Consider the following 17,587-nt stretch of genomic DNA (forward strand, 5'->3'; position numbering starts at 1 on the left):
ACCAAATCATTATAACATATTTTCTTAAAACTTTCTTAATCTGGTAAGTCAATTACCTCTTGGTTTTTGCGGACCATTAATAAACCATCCGATAGAGGCAGAAGAGTGGCGGTCAGTCCTGGATTGTCCAACGTAGCTTCAAACAGTCTTTGCAGTCCACGGTAGATTGTCCGCTGCCCACGACGAACTTCCTCAATCGGCTTTACAATATCCCCACCTTGAAAAATATCATCAAAAACGATCATCCCTCCGACTTTTAAATGCTTGAGAATTTCAGGTAGAAAGACAATGTACTTGGATTTGGCAGAGTCCATAAAGACAAAATCAAATTCTTCATCCAAGTTTGTAATTAAGTCAGCAGCATCACCTTCAAGTAATTGGATTTGATTACGTCTATCAAATTTTGCAAAGTTTTCTTTAGCAAAAGTAATCATTTCTTCGTTACGATCGATTGTTACTATTTTTGATTGCGGTGCATTTTCAGCCATCAAAAGTGCTGAAAAGCCAATCGCTGTACCAATTTCCAGAATTTTCTCAGGCTGTAAGCTTTGCATTAATAATCGGAAGTAAGCCACTACTTCGTGCTGAATAATGGGAATATTTTCTTGCCGAGCGAATGCTTCAAGCTCAGCTAAAAATCCTGTATTTTGTTTTTGTTGTTTTCTCATAAAATGCACAATGTCATCCTTTATAACAGGACGACGCATATTATGATTTGCATTCTTACTATATGAATTTACCATAAAAATAGCATATCACAGACAATCAACCAGTGTCAAGAAGAGCGCTGTCTAGGGATTTCTTCTTTGAATCGAAATTTAGAAAATATAGAATCTGATTAAGAAGACATACTCCTTCATACCTCTTAATCAAATTCTTTCCTGTTATCTAATTATTCACTTTTTAAAGCTAAATCCAATCGACTTCTGAATGATTTGCAGGTTTGTTCAATCTCTTTAGACCTAGCAATTGCTGAAATGACTGCTATACCATTTGCTCCTGCTTTAATTATTGGTTCAATATCATTTTGACTTATACCACCAATAGCAACTATAGGAAGGCTTTGATTTACTAGTCTGATGGCTTGGATACTACTTGTTCCCACCGCCTCTTGAGCATCAACCTTTGATTGTGTTGGATGGTATGGACCAACACCAATATAATCAAGCAAGTCAATCTCTGACTTTTCATACTCTTCCAGATTATTAACAGACAAGCCCAAAATTTTATTGCCAATCTGCTGTCTGGCTTCTTGGACAGAAATATCTTTTTGACCAATATGTAAGCCATCAGCATCTAACTTTTTAACAAGATCAATATCATCATCAATGATAAAGGGAACGTGATAAGTTTGACAAAGTAGATGTAATTGCTTAGCTAGCTCTTCTTTTTCTTGACCTACCATAGCATTTGGTCCTTTTTCTCGAAATTGAAAACAGTTCACCCCACCTTTTAATGCATTCTCAAGTGTACGAATCAAGTCGCCATTGGGACAGTTTGAAGTTCCACAGACAAAATACAAGCTTAACATCTCAATTCTCCTCTAACAGATTTTGATAAGTAATTAAGTCATTTACATTGATGGTGTAAAGATGGTCAATAAATGCTTCTTGAAAACTGGCTGGTCCCTTCACATATGATTCTTGCTCTGCCAATTCTCCGGCGATATTATAAAGAGATAAGGATTCTATCATGCATTCAAAATACTGGTCTTTTTCTGCAATACCAATAAAGGCAGCTAAGAAAGCCCCAAGTAAGCAGCCGGTACCTGTCACTAATGGCATCAGGGGGCTACCATTTGCGAGTTGAACAACCTTCCCTTGGCAAGCAATGGCATCCTCCTTACCTGAAATCACGATTGGAATTCCAAGTTCATGGTTAGCCTTCAGGGCTAGTTCGGAAATTGAGCCATTATAGGAACCATCAGGACCTTTTGCACTTTGTTCTTCTCCAAGAATTGCTGCAATCTCACTGGCATTTCCTCTAAGAACGCTGATTTCTCGATTTTTCAGAATTTCTTTGGAAAGGTCCAACCTAACTTTACTAGCACCAGCAGCAACTGGATCAAAAATAACAGGAATCTGGTGCTTGTTAGCAACTGCTATGGCTGATTCAAATAGAGAGATATTATCATCTGAAAAAGTCCCAATATTAATCAGTATTGCATTGGCAACAGGAACTAAACCTCTCAAATCCACTAGCGATTCACTCATTGCAGGAGCTGCGCCAATAGCCAACAAACCATTTGCAGTAAAATTTTTAACAACATTATTGGTAATACAAATAATAAGTGGATTTTTTTCTTTGAGCTTTTCTAAGAACATTCTATTCTCCTTTAAAAGTAACATGATTAACTGGGCCATTTCCATGTCCCAATTCTGGTGCTGTTTTGATGGCGCAAGTGATAAAGGCTTTAGCCAATTGGACAGCTTCCTGTACAGTTCGTCCTTTAGCCATTTCTGCTGCACAAACGGCCGCAAAAGTACATCCTGTTCCATGTGTATGTTTGGTATTAATTCTTTCAGCATTAAGGGTAATTAGACCTTCATCCTCTAAAAACAAGAAGTCTTTCGCCTTCCCACTACTGTGACCGCCCTTGATAAGTACATTCTTAACCTGATATTTGCTTTGAATTTCAAAGCCAGCTTTGATAATACTTAACTCATCTTTAAGGGGATAACTTACAAGTACTTCTGCCTCTGGTAAATTAGGTGTGACAAGTGTAGCTAAAGGAAGTAATTCCTGCTTAAGTTCCTCAACAGCTTCCTCAGAGATTAGTCTATCACCACTAGTAGCGACCATTACTGGGTCTAAAATATAAGGTTTTTTAAATTTTCTCAAATACTCTCCAACTATTTTTATCATTTCAGGCGTCGCTAACATGCCACTTTTAACGGCTTGTGGAGGAATATCTTCAAAAACGACGTCCAATTGATCTCTGATCATTTGACCATCAACAGTCATGACTGATTTTACACCTTGTGTATTTTGTGCAACGATACTAGTGATGACTGCCATCCCATAAGTTTCTCTAGCTTGGAAACTTTTCAAATCAGCCATAGCTCCTGCACCACCACTTGGATCTGTTCCGGCAATTGTTAATACTGTATCTAAATGTGACATTTTAATCTTCCTATCTTTCTTAGTCCACTGCCATTTAAAAGAAACGTCTTTCATGTTGGCGAGATTTAATAAAATTATCAACCAGTTGCATTTTACTACTGTTTGATAATTATTCTGCATAAGTATCAATCATCCTAAAATAATGTTTGATGACAACAGTTGAAGAATCATCTGCATAAAAATGTATCCATTCATAAAAAAATGCCCTTCTGAAATCTCATTCTCCGATATAATTTTTTTGGCTACTTGATTATAAATCCAGGGACAAGGTCCCATAACTGATAATGCTCTAGCAATCCCAAATTCGTGCTCATTATATTACATGTGTTTGATATAATGATCAAACGATGGGCACCATTGACTACCACTGATAATGGATTGATAGCTTTGCCCTGTATATTTTGCAAGCGATTGGTGTGGCTCTTCTGCTGCCCCCATTTCATAATCCAAAATAGCTGAGATCTGATTAATGAAAAATCGTTTATCATCTTTACTATTTGCTTTAGTTAAGCAAAATGCATATTTATCTAAAAATTTATCAAGTAAGCATGATCCTCTTATAAATAATGACAAATTGCTTTCGGGTCAATATTTGTCTCAACAATTCCTTGAATAAATAGATTGTGATAAATAATATCAATATATTTATTAGCCTTTTCAAGCATAACTTCTTTTAACATGGTTCTCCTTCATCTTACCTCTATCTGAATTGGTAAAAATGCACCAGCAAACTGACAAAACTAACACTAGCTAAAAACATGATAGCTTTCCTTGATCTGGTTTTTTTAATACAGCAAGTAGATGGCCAAACTGCTTTTTCCACACCGTGAATAACTACTTATCAGAACAGATTCCATATCATTCACGATTAAGTCGATATCCGCAAAAATAGGATTACTTCCTGGAAATGAATAAGTTAGATTTTCAATTGTTAACATTCATTTACCCGTCTATCCATTTGATACGAGTTGAGCACTCCGCCTTTTTCTAATTGTTGACCTATCATTTTTGAGAGATAAAAGAAGGCAACTGATGATAAGGTTCTTATAATAAGCATCGTAAAATTGTACTTAAAAGAGAATTCAGATAATCCGTTAGTATAAAATGACCAAGCGTAACTTAATAGTGATGCAAAAATGGCAGATAGTAAAAATGGTAGCCAATCAAACCGTTTATATTTTAAGAGGGGAAAGCCTAGTTCTGATCCCAATCCCTGTAAAAAACAATAATTAAACCACTTGGAGCAAAGACAGATCCAATTAGTACTTCAATTAAAGCTGCTAATAACTCTGTAATTAAGGCAGTTCCCGGTTTTTTTAAGATGTAAATTGCAATTGGTCCTGACATAAACCAAATGCCATAAATTACTTCTTAGCCAGCCTACTGGTCCCAAAAATGGAACTAGGATATTCGAAAATAAGCCCGTTGAAAATGATACTACTCCTAGAATTACTGCAATCAGTGCAATTAGTAAAACATCTTTTAATACAACTTTATTCGTCATTTTCTTCCTCGTATCGATTTCTTTTGTATATCACAACACTTTTATTTATAATAAAATTAATTTGCTTTCTTTCACTACCAGACATTATCTAAGGCGTAATCACTCCTCTCATTATTTTTAACATAAGCATATAATTTATAATAAAAATTAGGAAAACAAAAAAACTCCATTTACATATAAATGGAGTTTAACTATTGATTACATTGAAAAAGAATTTGATAAATAAACTTCTTCTTCAGTCCACGACAAAAATAAGTTTCGTGAAACACATTTCCCTTCGCCAGTCCTAACTGTATCAGGTTCAATGGGTATAATCTCAGCATAACAGCACCCCAAATGTTCTATTAAATTTTACAAAAAGATAATATCATATATTGTGAAAAATGACAAGGCTTTCATTTCACAAATGTTTTTCTATAATAGCAGGTAATTCAGATAAATCATTCAAAATGATGTCAACCTCTGAATAATCCTCTGGTTTTATGGTATACAAGTTATTTTGATAGTAGATTGTTTTCATATTAACAGATTTTGCTGCTTTCAAATTTGAAATAGAATCCTCAACTAAAGGAATTTTTTCTAAGTCAAAATGATATTCATTTGCAATATATTGAAAATAGGCAGCATGTTTATCCTCAAAAACTGTATCCATAACACTTAAGACATCTGTAAAATAATCAAATATACCAGCTGATCGCAAACCAATTTCTGCGATCTGCTTGTAGTTACTTGTAATGGCGTATAGTTGAAATCCCATTTCAGCTAGCTTTTCGATTGTTTTTTTAGCATTCTTCATTAAAGTTACATGAGCATAACCATCGATTAATAATTGATGCTTTATATCAGCAATGTCTTGTGCCTGAAATTCGGAGATAAGTAAACCAGAAAGATAAGTATCAGCCTCAGACATTGATAGTGACCATAATTGGTCCTGAATCTGATCAGTGAGACTTAGACTTTTTAATGCAAGAAGATGATTAACTAGATCATCCCAAATCTGATAAGAATCAAAGATAACACCATCTAAATCAAAGAATACTTGTTTTATCATTTTTTCCAATCAATTATTTTATTTCTACTAAGCTTTCTTTTTTATCTGTCGCTAAACTATTCTTCAACCAGACAGAAATTGATAAAGCCAGTAGATACAAGCCGATGAAGACCACTAAGGTATTAGTATAACTCTTAGTCATTTCAAAAATCATAGATAATAACATTGGTCCTACAAGCGCAGCGATTCCCCAAGCAGTTAAGATATAGCCATGAAGGGTTGCCAATTCTTTCGCTCCGAAAATATCACTCAAATAAGGAGGGATAAGAGAGAAGCCTGCACCATAACATGTCATTAAAATTGCCATTGATAGGACAAATAGAAATGGTATATGGAAGATAATTAAGAAGAATGACATGAGGACATTAACAATGAATAGAATGACAAATGTTAAGGGACGGCCAATAAAATCTGAAAGGCTAGCCCATAATAAACGACCAAAACCATTGAAAATCCCCATTAAGCCAACAACTACAGCTGCAGCTTCGACAGACATTCCAGCAACATCTTGTGCCATTGGAGCTACTACAGAAATAAGACCTAGTCCACAGGCAATATTAATAAATAAAATTAACCATAAAATATAGAATTCTTTTGTTTTTAATGCTTGGCTAGCAGACATTCCATTTGTCAAATCAGTTGCTGATTTATCCTTACTTTTGTCAACTAATTGTTGAAACTCTTCAGGATTTGGTTTTTTGATAAATTGCGATGAAATTAGCATAATTACAAAATATACTAAACCTAATATATAAAACGTATTAACTAGTCCTCGATGATTAATTAAGTATTGGGCAATTGGACTTGTAAGCAATGAAGCAAATCCAAATCCCATAATTGCTAATCCTGTAGCCAAGCCTCTTTTATCAGGAAACCATTTTATAATGGTCGATACAGGAGTAATATAACCAGCTCCTAAACCAAGTCCACCAACAACACCATAGCCCAGGTAAAGTAACCATAATTGGTGGTTAGCGACAGCTAGTCCTGTAAGCATCGTGCCACCTGCATATAGAATTGCTGAAATAGTACCTGTAAGACGCGGACCAAACTTTTCAACTAGTTTTCCCATAAAGGCAGCAGACATTCCTAAACAGAAGATTGCTAAAGAAAAAGCAAATGCGACTGAAGATTGTTGCCAACCAGTTTCCATTATAATTGGATTACGATAAACACTCCATGCATAAGTCGATCCGAGCATTAAATGAAGAACTACTCCTGCAGTAGCTACGATATATCTATTTGTCTTTTTCACCAAAAACCTCTTTCTATAAATCCGAACATAAAAGTGAAGCAAATTATGTAATGTTAGGTTTTTAGTTTATAAAACTTATTACATTTTGTCAATTTATTTGTTTTAAATTAAAACACGTACATTATCAAACCGATCAAAACATTTCATACGCTTCTTTAAAGCTGGATATCAGTTTGTCACAAGCTGATAAGTCTTGTTTGGGATAACCAGGGTTAGCAAAGCCAACACAGGTCATTCCCGCTGCCTTGGCTGCTAAGCTTCCATTCTTAGTATCCTCAAATACAATACAAGCTTCAACTGGTGCACCTAATAATTGTGCAGCTTTCACAAAAACATCTGGTGAAGGTTTTGAGTGTTCTACTTCTTCTCCACTGACTAACACATCAAAAACATGGTCAAGTTTAAGCGCCTTTAAGTTGCGCTCAATATCTTGTCTGGGTGAGGAAGAAGCAACTGCTAAAGGGTAGCCTTTTTCATGTAAATACTTGATAAATTCTGGTGTATGTTGGATTGCTTTAACGCCATCCCTAGAAATCATCTCTTCTCTACGATCATTCATTTCATTAATTAAGGTTTCCACTGAATCATCTAGCTGACATTCGGATTTCATTTTTTGCCACATGAATTCAAATGTGGTTCCCATGAATTGGTATTGATAAGATTCATCTGTATCAATACCTCTATCTAATAGCATTTGTGTTTTACTGCTTAAAAAAGTGTATTCGGAATCAACAATGACTCCATCCATATCAAAAATAATAAATTCTTTCATATTTCCCCCTCAAACTCAGAACGTTTTCTATTTATGAAAAAATCATTCAACTGAATAATAAACTATTATCAATTGAATGACCTTCTTTTCAATATTGTAATAGCAAAATTAAATGATAAAACTTCACTATTTATCTTATGTTATAGTTAAACTAATCACAAATACAGAACTTATTTGTGCGCGCCTTTAGCAACTAATTCTTCTAATTCAGTTAATCGTGCTTCAAAAACAGCGAATGCTTGATCCAAGTAGTCTTCTTGAGTCATATCAACACCTGCTTTGGCAATGACTTCTAATGGGTAATCAGAATTTCCTGCTTTCAAATATGACAGATAAGCACCAATATCTTCTTGACTTCCATGGACAATTTTATTTGCTAAATAGCTTGCCGCAGCAAAACCAGTTGAGTATTGATAAACATAATAATTATAGTAGAAATGTGGAATTCTAGCCCACTCATATTGAATAAAATGATTATCTTCTTTAGCTAGTCCATAATATTTTTGATTAAGTTCGGCGTATAAATTATTAATGTATTCACTTGTTAAGACTTCACCATTTTGATCAGCTTGGTGAATCGCATGCTCAAACTCAGCAAATTGAGTTTGACGGAAAACAGAACCTCTAAAGCCATCCAAATAATTATTTAAAATGGCAAAACGAGTTTTATCATCAGCTACTTCTTTCAAGAGAGCTTCAGTTAAAATATTTTCATTTGTTGTCGATGCAATTTCTGCCAAGAAGATACTATAATCACCATAAACATATGGTTGATTTTCTCTAGTTAAAGTTGAATGTAGGCTGTGGCCAGTTTCATGAATCAGTGTATAAAGGTTATCAAGATTATCTTGCCAGTTAAGTAGCATAAATGCATTTGTATCATATGATCCACCTGAATAGGCACCTGAACGTTTACCTTTATTAACATGAACATCAATCCAACGTTCTGTGAATGCACGATTTACTCGGTCTGAATATTCCTTACCAAACACTTCTAAAACAGTTTGTACTTTCTCAATTGCTTCATCATATGTCATATCAAGATTTGTCTCAGATAATGGTGTATAAACATCATACATTTTAAGTTCATCCAAACCAAGAACTTCTTGTCTTAATTTCAAGTAACGATGTAATAATGGTAAATGTTTATTTACTGATGAAAGTAAAGTGTCATAAACTGCTTCAGGAATGAAATTTGCAGACATTGCTGCTTGGCGAGCAGAGTCATATTTATGAACACGCGCTTGATAGTTTTGTACTTTTACATTTGTTTGAAGTGTTTTGGCGTAAGTATGTTGAAATTGTTCATAAGTACTATACATTGCTTCATAAGCAGCTTTGCGCACATTACGATCTTTTGATTCCATCAAACTGATAAAGTTACCATGTGTGATTTCAACTTCCTTACCATTATCATCTTTCACAATTGGGAATATCAAATCGGCATTATCCAAAATACTAAATGTTTCTTCTGCCCCATTAAAGATTTCTTGTGCACCAGCTAAAAGTTCTTCCTCACGTTGAGACAAAACATGCTCTTTATATTTTAATAATTTTTCAAAGTAGTGATTGTAAAGTTCCAATTGACTTTCTTCAGCTTTAAAAGTATCTAATTGTTCAGTTGACATGGTCATAAATTCAGGCTCATAAAATGAGAAAACTTGCCCAAATTTTGCATATAAACTAGATGCTTTTGCTTGATACTCTTGATATTTGGCTACGGTAGTATCTTGATCGTTTTTCATTGATGCATAAACATAGACTTTTTCAATGCGACGCGCCAATTCAAGCTGACTATTCGTAATTTCAAACAACATTTTACTTGAATCTAATAAATGACCAGCATATTTTTGCGCTGCATTAGTATCCTGATTTAAGACCTTTAGTTCAGTTTCAAATTCTTCATCTGTTTTGAAAATTGTACTTAAATCCCAAGTGTACTTTTCATCTAAATGACTACGATTGTCTATCATAAGTTCCTCCTAAAATTGTGTTCTCTCATATTTTAACATAAAAGCTAGGAGGGTGAAGCGTTTGCACGTCTTTATTAGAAATTTCTTTATTATATGCCTCAAATGCATCATAAAAAGGTTTTAAATCCGACTCAATTAAACAGAATCCTTGCTCACACTTAGGTGGATTATATTGCGGATAAAAATCCTCAACCGACAAACATAAAAGATTAATTCCCATTTGATAGGCTTTTTCCTGCCTAATCATCCAATACTTATTCCGATATTTCAAAGCTTTTTGAATTTTTTGCAGAAGATGGCTATCGCTTTTTACCTTGATAGGTTCTAGATTCATTTTTTGAAATGGCATTCTAAAAAATGACATAAGGTTCCCATCCATTTGAAGATAACTTAATTTATGCTTTATCCATAGATTCTTACCTAATAACCAGATAATGTATTGATCATTGTCTCTATAATTTTTTGTTCGTTCCACTAATCTATCTGGAGGTAATGAACTACACTGGACTTCTAATACTAATTTATGATTGACTTGTAAATCAGCAATTTGATTGATACTTGGAAAAAAGGTTTCAATCGTCACTTCTTCACTCTTTTTAAGATTCTGGTAGAGTTTAGCCTTGAGTAATAAATGTTCCGTTGATTCGTTAAGTGAGCTGTTAGGACAATTTAATAAATTCTTATGAGCAAAATGTGCTTGTTTCACTTTTCCTCTCTTTAAAGTGACTTGACCTTTACATACTGGACAGTAATAGATACCTGTTTTGGGTAAATTATCTAAGGTGGTGAGCCGATTCCCCAAATCATCAATTGCAACTAACATTATTTCTCCAAATCTGTTTCCTATCTAATTATTCGTAAATGACAAAAAAAAGCTATAGTCATAGCTTTTTATTTTTTTGGTAAGGCAAGATAGACTAGGCTGGTGATAAACATGAGGGCACTAGTTATATAGAAGGGTGTAATAAAGGCTTCCATATGAAAGGCCGCTGGTAGTTTAGTTAGAATTACTGGCGTCAAAATAACACCAATATTTCCAGCGGTGATAGCTAAGCTAGTTACAAAATTGATATGTTCACGGCTATAGTATTTTGCAATATAATTGAAAACTGATGACATTGTTCCGACAAAACTTGCACCGATTAAGAATGCTGCAAGGAAGAAAACAAATTTATGATTTGAAAGGGTTAAGATGAAATTTCCAATCCCCATTAAGAGAATCATTACTAGCATTGTTTTTTCTGATAAGACTTTGGTCAATTGACCAAATACTAAACCAACAAAGATACCACTAAAAGCTAATAACGATAATAAATTACTTGCAAAAAAGCTAGAATAACCATAATGACTGACCAATAGTGTAGGTAATTTAATAGTTGCACCAATGTAAGAAATACCAACAAAGAAAGTTACTAACATTAACAATATTGCTTTTTTATCAAAAACTGTTGCTGATTTTAAAGGTAAAATTTCTTTGTCTGATTCCGGAACAATTTTCGTAAAGAAGAAATAAACTGGGATAACCAATAAATAAACAAGATAAGTGTAATTAACTCCAATTAACAAAGCTAATCCAACAATAAAGGTTGTTAGTGCTTTTCCAATATTTAAAGTTGCTGTCCGAAAACCAATCATATTTGCTCTGGTTTCACCTTCATAATAGTCACTGATGATACTAATTGACAGTGCATTATATAAACCAATCCCAATTCCTAGTAATAGGCGACAGATTAAGACAATTGTGAAATTGGTCGTAATAAATGAGACTAATCCTGAAATTAATATAAAGATTAGACCGAGTTGTATTGTCTTTTTCTTACCAATTTTGGCAACTACTAAATTGCTAAGAATAACAAAAATGGTAATCATCATTGCTGGAATAGTCACTAAACTCTCAACAGATGCAAGACCTATATGTGGGTTTTGACCATGGTAAAGTTCAAATAATTTGGGAATAGCTGGCGCAATGGCTAGGTGCGACATGAGGAAAATTGAAATTGACAGAATGGACAATTTCGTCGATAATTTATCTTTCATGAATAATCTCCTTAAAAATGATACCTTCTTAGTATATAGCCCGTCGGGTATTAATGCAAGGATTGTGATTTTTTTCATGAATGTTTTTCTAATAATAGGTTAATCTAAAAATTTAATTATTTCTGTCTTTTCCAGTTCGGTCAGTTTTCGGTATTGTCCAACTGGTAATTCACCCAAGGTAAGTCCAGCAAAGGAAATTCTTTTTAAGTAGATTACTTTCAGTCCATAAGCCAGAAACATCTTCTTAACTTGATGGAATTTTCCTTCAGAAATCGTAACAACTGCTTCCGAACATTTCTCATCTTTTTTCAAAATCTGCAAATGGGCTGGTTTACATTTAGTCCCATCATGAAAGACAATTCCTTCTTCAAAAAATACGAGCGCATCATCTTTTAATTGGCCATTAACACGAACCAGATAGGTTTTAGAAACATGGTGCCTGGGATGAAGCATTCTAAAACCAAGTGGTCCATTATCAGTCAATAAGACTAACCCTTCAGTGTCACGATCTAATCGACCTATGGGATAGAGTTTTGCATATCTATCTTCCACAGATAGACAATCAATAACTGTTTGATGAAGCCCATCACTTCTTGCGGATACAACCCCATTTGGTTTATTTAATATAAAATAATGATGGCCTTCAGCTTGAATGGGAGTACCTGAAGCAGTAATTACCTGCAAACTAGGATCAACATTAGTTTTACCATCCGTTATGACCTGTTCATTAACTTTTACTTGCTGACTTTTTATAAGAGTTTTGACTTGATTACGCGAGCCAATCCCTTCTTCTTCCAATAATTTATCTATTCTCATAGAGGTAGTTTACCATATTTCAACAAAAAAAGAGCTAAGAGGAGAATCTTAGCCCAAGGGGAAACGAGATTAATTAATTAATTTAAAAGCGAAGCGGCATCCGTATCGACTATAACAACACAATTTGGATGTTTTTGTAGAATTGAGGCTGGTAAGTCCTCAGTAATGTCACCAGTTAACATTGCTCTCACTGCTTCTGCTTTTTCTTTACCAAAAGCAAGCAAGACAACCATTTTTGAATCCATAATTGAAGCAATACCCATAGAGATAGCTTGTTTTGGCACATCATCAATGGAATCAAAGAAACGACTATTAGCTTCTATGGTTGAAGCTTCAAGATCAACAACATGTGTTCTTTCTTCAAATGATGTACCTGGCTCATTGAATCCAATATGACCATTACGTCCAATACCTAATATTTGAAAATCGATTGGGTATTCAGAAATAACATCATTATAACGTGATACTTCTTGATCTAAATCACTTGCTAAACCATTGGGTAGATAATTCTTTTTGAATGGTTTTTCATTAAATAAATGATCACGCATGAAATAATCATATGATTGGTCATTTTCGACTGGTAGTCCAACATATTCATCTAAGTTTATACTTGTAATTTCAGAAAAATCTAAATCACTAGCAACAACTTCTTTATAGAAGGTTACCGGAGTTGAACCAGTTGCAAGACCTAAAGTTTTTGCGCCTTTTGCTAAACTATCCTTTAATAAAGTGAAGGCAACTTTTCCACCTTCTTCTTGATTTTGTACACGAATAACTTTCATTTCATACTCCTTTTATTGGTATAGACCTTTTATAATTATATTATATGGTATATACCAATTTTTGTCAAGTCAAATACTCATGTTTTTGAAATTAATCTAATGACGCTTCCAGCCTCACGTGATATAATAGTTAACGATCTAATTATTGCAGGGCATAAGATTTTAGCTTTGCCATTACACAAAGGAGAAAAATGAATACAAACGATTTTGATTTTGACCTACCCGAAGAGTTAATTGCTCAAACACCGCTTGAAAAACGTGATAGTTCAAAACTGTTAATCATTGATCATAAAAAAGAAACGATGGTTGATAGCCATTTTGATCACATTATTAAAGAGCTTAATCCTGGTGATGCACTTGTCATGAACAATACGCGAGTTCTTCCTGCCCGCTTGCATGGTGAAAAACCTGACACTAAAGGTCATGTTGAACTACTACTACTAAAAAATACCTCTGGTGACCAATGGGAAGTCTTAGCTAAACCTGCTAAAAGACTCAGAGTTGGCAGTCAAGTCTCTTTTGGTGATGGCCGTCTTAGTGCCACTGTTATTGAAGAACTAGAGCATGGTGGTCGAATCGTTGAATTTTCTTACGACGGGATTTTCCTTGAAGTTTTGGAAAGCCTTGGGGAAATGCCGCTGCCGCCTTACATCCATGAAAAACTTGAAGATTCAGAACGTTATCAAACAGTATATGCAAAAGAAAATGGCTCTGCGGCTGCACCGACTGCTGGCTTGCATTTTACCCAAGAACTGTTAGAAAAAATTGAGGCTAAAGGTGTCAAACTAGTTTATCTGACACTACATGTTGGGTTAGGTACATTTAGACCAGTCTCTGTTGATAATGTCGATGAACACGATATGCATTCTGAATTTTATAGTCTTTCTGAGGAAGCTGCAACTACCTTACGTCAAGTCAAAGCTGATGGTGGACGAGTGATCGCAGTTGGTACTACTTCAATTAGAACGCTCGAGACTATTGGTAGTAAATTCAAAGGTGAAATTGTAGCCGATTCTGGTTGGACAAATATCTTTATTAAACCAGGCTATCAATTCTCAATTGTCGATGCCTTCTCGACCAATTTTCATTTACCAAAATCAACTCTTGTCATGTTAGTATCCGCATTTGCCGGACGTGATTTTGTTCTAGAAGCCTATAAGCACGCTGTCAATGAAAAATATCGCTTCTTCAGCTTCGGAGATGCAATGTTTGTAAAATAGGTATTTTTTAAAAAATAAAAACGATATGAGAAATCATATCGTTTTTTATTATGAGACTATTTGTGTTGGATCTTCCTCTAATGAAGCTGGTTCTTGTTCCAATGCTGGCGTTGGCTGATCAACTTTATTGTGATTTACGCGATGCCATTCATTAATGACATAAGTTAAAGAAACTAATTGTCCATAACCGATACCATTTATTTCGTCAGATTCCTCCGTGCTTCCCCCAAGATATCTAGTATATAGAGCAATTAGATATGGACTCTTCTCACAGACTACAGCGTCAACATTTAACGCTTCACGAACATAGCCCGGTTTTTGATAAACTACTACATCCGCTGGAAGATACGTTTTATAGTATTCTCCAGGGAAAGATTCTCCAATATAATATAAAATATCTTTATATTTTTCTTTATGTTTCCAAAGGTAATCTAACACTTGGATATAGTAATCACTTGTAGTTTTATTTCCTTTTTCTTTAATCGTTTTAATTTCAGCCTTTGATTTACCATACTTACCAAGTTTAGTGTATGCTTTTCCCATACCACCTAAGCGATCCCCTAAAGCATAGGCTGGCGTATTTTCAGAATAAACTAAGGAATACTCTTGCATATCAGGTATTGACATTGCCCCATTGAATTGTGCCATGTAAGCATTGTGTTCATTAAGTAACTCATAGTTTGTATTGGTGATGTCAAATCGTTGTTCAAGGGTATATTTGCCCTTAGCAACCTCATCAACAACAAGCATGTTTAAGGGTAATTTATAGGTTGAACCAGCTGTCATTGGTTGCGTATCATTCATAGAAGCTGTTTTCCCAGATTCTAAATCTTTATATGAAAAAGCAACTTGATCATGAGCTATCCCAAACTCATCCAAATAAGCTTTGACAGTATCTTCCAAACTAAGGTGGGAGTAATCGTAGTATAGCCCTAAAGCATTCATACGATCTTTATCAGCTTCCATAGTGGCATCTTTGTCAGCTTGACTTTTTTCTTTCACTTTTTTTGGTTTTGACTTTGTTTTTTTGACTGTCTTCTCCTCTTTCATTTTTGTATTTTGGGCTAATGCAGAGCCTGTTAATACTAATCCTGAAAAAGCCAGCAATCCTAAACATAGTAATACTATTGTCTTTCTTAAAGAAAAATAGTTTCTCTCATTTAACATTTTATATCTCCTACACTATTATTTTATAATAATTTAATAAATAATCAAGTTAATATGACATAATTTCAACAAATTATTTCAAAAATATTACAAGAGAGTATAAAAAAAGCAAATTCAAAAGAATTTGCTTATAATGTTATGCTTTTGCTGATTGATATAATTCATCAACTTTATTCCAATTAATGATTTCAAAGAAAGCTTTAATATAATTAGGACGAACATTACGATAGTTTAAGTAATATGCATGTTCCCAAACATCCAATCCTAAAATTGGTTTTAATCCTGATGAAATTGGTGTATCTTGATTAGCAGTTGACATAATTTCAAGTTTACCTTCTTTATTTACAACTAGCCATGCCCATCCAGAACCAAAACGTCCTGTTGCTGCAGCTGTGAATTGTTCTTTAAAGGCATCAAATGAACCAAATGCTTCATCAATTGCAGTTGCAACTTCTGAAGAAATTTCAGTATTCTCAGGAGATAATAATTCCCAAAATAGTGCGTGATTCAAATGTCCACCACCATTATTAATTAGGGCTTGACGAATATCTGAAGGAATAGATTCCACGTCTGCTAGAAGAGTTTCTAAATCTTCACCAATTTCTGGGTGTTTTTCTAAAGCAGCATTGGCATTTGCAACATAAGTTGCATGGTGTTTATCATGATGGAGAGTCATTGTTTCTTGGTCAAATTGAGGCTCAAGTGCATCATATGCGTAGGGAAGTTCTGGTAAAATAATAGCCATGTCAAAATCCTCTTTTCCTTTATTATAGGTCTATATTATCGCATTTTGAGAGAGCTTTCAACTATTTTGATTAAGTGACCATAAAAAAACTAATGCTGTCAGAATAGCTATGATAACAGTTTCAAAAGGAGAATATCAAATAAATAAGACTTGTCATAGGTACCAGTTTTAATTTGGAAATCTGTCTCTATCAGTGCTTTCACAGCAGATTGTAGATACGTTTTACTTAAAGTTCTTGAATCTTTAATAGCATACTTAACCTGATAGGGATTAATTTTTCGACCTAAAACATCAGATAAAGCTAATACAATTTGTTGTTCATTTTTTCCTTGTCCTTTTAATATTGCAATTTGTAAAAAGAGTCTAAACTGCCCAAGCATAATAGCTATTAACTTGATTTCATCTTCTCCGGTTAATCTTAAATCGTGGACAAGATTAATTGCATCTTCCACTTTCTTTTGTAAGAGAAAACGCGTTAAATCAAAGATATTATCTTGCAAGGATTTCGGGATAGCCTCATCAACATCATACAAAGTAATACGACCTTCATTTTTGTATGATTTTAGAAAGTTAATATTTTTCAATATTTGACTAAAGTCATCGTTTGATTTTAAAAGTAATCTTTCAAATACACCACTATCATAGGATAAGCCCAAATGGTGACTGTACTTTTGAAAATAAGTCTTTGACTCGGCTTCTTTTAGCTGAGTTGCTTCAATGACTTGGGCATCTCTTTTTAATAGTTTAACAATTCGACGCTTGCCATCCAATTTACCGGGTGCAAAGATAATTAAACGCGTTGAATCCATAGGTTTTTCCAAATATGACTCAAATGATTTCAACTCATTTTCTTTAAGATAATTCTTTTTAGCAGTCGTTAGGTCTAAGAAGTGATCAAAAATAACTACTTTTTGATCTGCAAAAAATGGTAAACTCAGCAAATCAAGTTCAGCATCTTGGTAGTCAGTTTCTGATAAATCGAAATAGGAATAGGTTAAGTCGTCTTTATCGTAGGCTATTTTTTCCATTAAGACAGACTTAATTTGTGAAAACTGTCCAAGATCTTCACCAGTAACTATTGTAATTAAATCTAATTTCTCTTTGGTTAATTTTTCTATCTCTTCAATTGCAATCATGTCTAT

18 protein-coding genes, 1 pseudogene and 1 riboswitch are annotated in these 17,587 nt (G+C 34.1%); of the genes and pseudogenes, 1 reads left to right on the forward strand and 18 read right to left on the reverse strand.

All coding sequences use genetic code 11. The annotated features are described in order from the left end of the window. Positions 1 to 35 precede the first annotated feature (35 nt). From MKY69_RS07090 to nagB, 15 genes and pseudogenes are all read right to left on the reverse strand, one after another. The gene (locus MKY69_RS07090; RefSeq protein WP_013794129.1) at positions 36 to 743 is read right to left on the reverse strand and encodes an O-methyltransferase; all 708 of its coding nucleotides are present in this window, start codon (positions 741 to 743) and stop codon (positions 36 to 38) included. A gap of 149 nt (positions 744 to 892) precedes the next feature. Then, positions 893 to 1,531 carry a thiamine phosphate synthase gene (gene thiE, locus MKY69_RS07095; protein ID WP_340791237.1) on the reverse strand — a complete coding sequence of 213 codons (639 nt, stop codon included), beginning with the start codon at positions 1,529 to 1,531 and terminating at the stop codon, positions 893 to 895. 1 nt (position 1,532) lies between these two features. Beyond that, on the reverse strand, positions 1,533 to 2,324 hold the full coding sequence (gene thiM, locus MKY69_RS07100) for a hydroxyethylthiazole kinase (protein WP_003108207.1): 792 nt from the start codon (positions 2,322 to 2,324) through the stop codon (positions 1,533 to 1,535). A gap of 1 nt (position 2,325) precedes the next feature. Next, positions 2,326 to 3,123, reverse strand: coding sequence for a bifunctional hydroxymethylpyrimidine kinase/phosphomethylpyrimidine kinase (thiD, locus tag MKY69_RS07105; protein WP_003108206.1), 798 nt, complete (start codon positions 3,121 to 3,123; stop codon positions 2,326 to 2,328). Between the two features lie 318 nt (positions 3,124 to 3,441). Further along, positions 3,442 to 3,696, reverse strand: coding sequence for a hypothetical protein (locus MKY69_RS07110; RefSeq protein ID WP_231070381.1), 255 nt, complete (start codon positions 3,694 to 3,696; stop codon positions 3,442 to 3,444). Then, complete coding sequence (locus MKY69_RS07115) at positions 3,681 to 3,803, reverse strand: hypothetical protein (protein ID WP_003104426.1); 123 nt, start codon at positions 3,801 to 3,803, stop codon at positions 3,681 to 3,683. The genes MKY69_RS07110 and MKY69_RS07115 overlap by 16 nt, the downstream gene beginning before the upstream one ends. Positions 3,804 to 4,054: 251 nt before the next feature. Next, positions 4,055 to 4,627, reverse strand: a pseudogene (locus tag MKY69_RS07120) (ECF transporter S component). 255 nt (positions 4,628 to 4,882) lie between these two features. Then, positions 4,883 to 4,972, reverse strand: a riboswitch (TPP riboswitch). Positions 4,973 to 5,027: 55 nt separating this feature from the next. Then, positions 5,028 to 5,678, reverse strand: a complete 651-nt coding sequence (locus MKY69_RS07125; RefSeq protein ID WP_003108204.1) for an HAD family hydrolase — start codon at positions 5,676 to 5,678, stop codon at positions 5,028 to 5,030. A gap of 13 nt (positions 5,679 to 5,691) precedes the next feature. Next, on the reverse strand, positions 5,692 to 6,933 hold the full coding sequence (locus MKY69_RS07130; RefSeq protein ID WP_340791238.1) for an L-lactate MFS transporter: 1,242 nt from the start codon (positions 6,931 to 6,933) through the stop codon (positions 5,692 to 5,694). A 133-nt stretch (positions 6,934 to 7,066) separates the two neighbouring features. Further along, positions 7,067 to 7,705, reverse strand: coding sequence for an HAD family hydrolase (locus MKY69_RS07135; RefSeq protein WP_003107261.1), 639 nt, complete (start codon positions 7,703 to 7,705; stop codon positions 7,067 to 7,069). A gap of 170 nt (positions 7,706 to 7,875) precedes the next feature. Beyond that, positions 7,876 to 9,678: an oligoendopeptidase F gene (gene pepF / locus MKY69_RS07140; RefSeq protein WP_062806566.1), complete on the reverse strand. Its 1,803-nt coding sequence runs from the start codon at positions 9,676 to 9,678 to the stop codon at positions 7,876 to 7,878. Positions 9,679 to 9,703: 25 nt separating this feature from the next. Further along, positions 9,704 to 10,501: a competence protein CoiA gene (locus tag MKY69_RS07145; protein WP_340791242.1), complete on the reverse strand. Its 798-nt coding sequence runs from the start codon at positions 10,499 to 10,501 to the stop codon at positions 9,704 to 9,706. A gap of 68 nt (positions 10,502 to 10,569) precedes the next feature. Continuing rightward, complete coding sequence (locus MKY69_RS07150; protein ID WP_003102523.1) at positions 10,570 to 11,715, reverse strand: MFS transporter; 1,146 nt, start codon at positions 11,713 to 11,715, stop codon at positions 10,570 to 10,572. Positions 11,716 to 11,814: 99 nt separating this feature from the next. Next, positions 11,815 to 12,531: a pseudouridine synthase gene (locus tag MKY69_RS07155; protein WP_003107266.1), complete on the reverse strand. Its 717-nt coding sequence runs from the start codon at positions 12,529 to 12,531 to the stop codon at positions 11,815 to 11,817. A 77-nt stretch (positions 12,532 to 12,608) separates the two neighbouring features. After that, positions 12,609 to 13,313, reverse strand: a complete 705-nt coding sequence (gene nagB / locus MKY69_RS07160; RefSeq protein ID WP_003104983.1) for a glucosamine-6-phosphate deaminase — start codon at positions 13,311 to 13,313, stop codon at positions 12,609 to 12,611. Between the two features lie 191 nt (positions 13,314 to 13,504). Between nagB and queA the strand changes: the two genes are divergently transcribed. Further along, positions 13,505 to 14,533 carry a tRNA preQ1(34) S-adenosylmethionine ribosyltransferase-isomerase QueA gene (gene queA / locus MKY69_RS07165; RefSeq protein ID WP_076752198.1) on the forward strand — a complete coding sequence of 343 codons (1,029 nt, stop codon included), beginning with the start codon at positions 13,505 to 13,507 and terminating at the stop codon, positions 14,531 to 14,533. 48 nt (positions 14,534 to 14,581) lie between these two features. On the opposite strand, the gene MKY69_RS07170 is transcribed toward queA, so the two are convergent. The 3 genes from MKY69_RS07170 to holA form a co-directional block, all read right to left on the reverse strand. Continuing rightward, entirely contained in the window at positions 14,582 to 15,700 is a 1,119-nt protein-coding gene (locus MKY69_RS07170; RefSeq protein WP_003107268.1) for a serine hydrolase, read from the reverse strand. Positions 15,701 to 15,836: 136 nt separating this feature from the next. After that, positions 15,837 to 16,445, reverse strand: a complete 609-nt coding sequence (sodA, locus tag MKY69_RS07175) for a superoxide dismutase SodA (protein WP_003107270.1) — start codon at positions 16,443 to 16,445, stop codon at positions 15,837 to 15,839. Between the two features lie 107 nt (positions 16,446 to 16,552). Further along, complete coding sequence (holA, locus tag MKY69_RS07180) at positions 16,553 to 17,581, reverse strand: DNA polymerase III subunit delta (protein ID WP_003104123.1); 1,029 nt, start codon at positions 17,579 to 17,581, stop codon at positions 16,553 to 16,555. Between the last annotated feature and the right edge of the window lie 6 nt (positions 17,582 to 17,587).

Origin of the sequence: Streptococcus sp. FSL R7-0212, from assembly GCF_038007985.1 — a bacterium.
GTDB classification, from domain to species: domain Bacteria; phylum Bacillota; class Bacilli; order Lactobacillales; family Streptococcaceae; genus Streptococcus; species Streptococcus parauberis.